Origin of the sequence: Streptococcus sp. 53, from assembly GCF_013276565.1 — a bacterium.
Lineage (GTDB): Bacteria > Bacillota > Bacilli > Lactobacillales > Streptococcaceae > Streptococcus.
The window spans coordinates 1-1,438 of sequence record NZ_VMLG01000049.1 but is presented as its reverse complement, the minus strand read 5'-3'; the positions used below and the strand labels follow the sequence as shown (position 1 = coordinate 1,438).

1 protein-coding gene is annotated in these 1,438 nt (G+C 37.5%); it reads left to right on the top strand.

All coding sequences use genetic code 11. From position 1 onward, the window contains the following. Positions 1-55: 55 nt before the first annotated feature. A protein-coding gene (locus HT722_RS10120) for an IS3 family transposase (RefSeq protein ID WP_173278851.1) occupies positions 56-1,407 on the top strand; the annotation gives its coding sequence in 2 pieces (ribosomal slippage) (positions 56-497 and positions 497-1,407; 1,353 coding nt in all). Positions 1,408-1,438: the final 31 nt, after the last annotated feature.

Genomic DNA, 1,438 nt, shown 5'->3' with positions numbered 1-1,438 from the left:
TGAACTGCACCCCAAAAGTTAGACAGAAAAAATCTAACTTTTGGGGTGTTTTATTATGAAATTGAGTTATGAAGATAAAGTTCAGATCTATGAACTTAGAAAACAAGGATATAGCTTAGAGAAGCTTTCAAATAAATTTGGGGTAAACAATTCTAATCTTAGGTACATGATTAAATTGATTGATCGTTACGGAATAGAATTCGTCAAAAAAGGAAAAAATTGTTACTATTCTCCTGAATTAAAACAAGAAATGATTGATAAAGTTTTACATGAAAACTGGTCTCAAGATAGAGTTTCTCTTGAATACGGTCTCCCAAATCGTGGTATGCTTCCAAATTGGCTGGCGCAATACAGGAAAAACGGGTATACTATTGTTGAGAAAACAAGAGGGAGACCAGCTAAAATGGGACGTAAACGGAAGAAAACCTGGGAAGAAATGACAGAACTAGAGCGACTCCAAGAGGAGAATGAACGCTTACGGACTGAGGTGGCCTACCTAAAAAAGTTAAAAGAATTAGAGGAAAGGGACGAAGCCCTAGAGCGAGAAAGGCAGAGACAGTTAGAGAAATGGCTTCAGGAGGATTTCGACTAGATTTACTTCTTGAAACAGCACGTTTAGCTCGCTCAACTTACTATTATCAGTTGAAACAACTGGATGGGGTTGATAAAGATAAAGAGCTTAAAACTGAAATTCAAGCTATTTTTACTGAGCACAAAGGAAATTATGGCTATCGGAGAGTTACTCTTGAACTAAGAAATCGCGGTTTTACAGTGAATCATAAGAAAGTTCAACGTCTGATGAAAATTCTTGGTTTAAAGGCTCGAATCCGCCGGAAACGAAAGTATTCTTCCTACCAAGGAGAGATTGGCAAGAAAGCAGAGGATCTCATTCAACGTCAGTTTGAATCATCAAGGCCAATGGAAAAGTGCTATACGGATGTGACAGAGTTTGCCATTCCAAATAGCACACAGAAACTCTATTTATCGCCAGTTTTAGATGGCTTTAATAGCGAAATTATCGCCTATAATCTTTCAACTTCACCAAACTTAGAACAAGTGAAAGCTATGTTAAATCAGGCCTTTACAGAGAAACACTACGAGCATACGATTCTCCATAGCGATCAAGGCTGGCAATACCAACACGATTCTTATCATCGGTTCCTAGAGAGTAAGGGAATTCAAGCATCCATGTCACGTAAAGGTAACAGCCCAGACAACGGTATGATGGAGTCCTTCTTTGGCATTCTGAAATCGGAGATGTTTTATGGTTATGAGAAATCATTTCAGTCGCTTAAGCAATTGGAACAAGCCATTATAGACTATATTGATTACTACAACAATAAACGAATTAAGGTAAAACTAAAAGGACTTAGCCCTGTACAATACAGAACTAAATCCTTTGGATAAATTAATTGTCTAACTTTTTGGGGTCAGTACA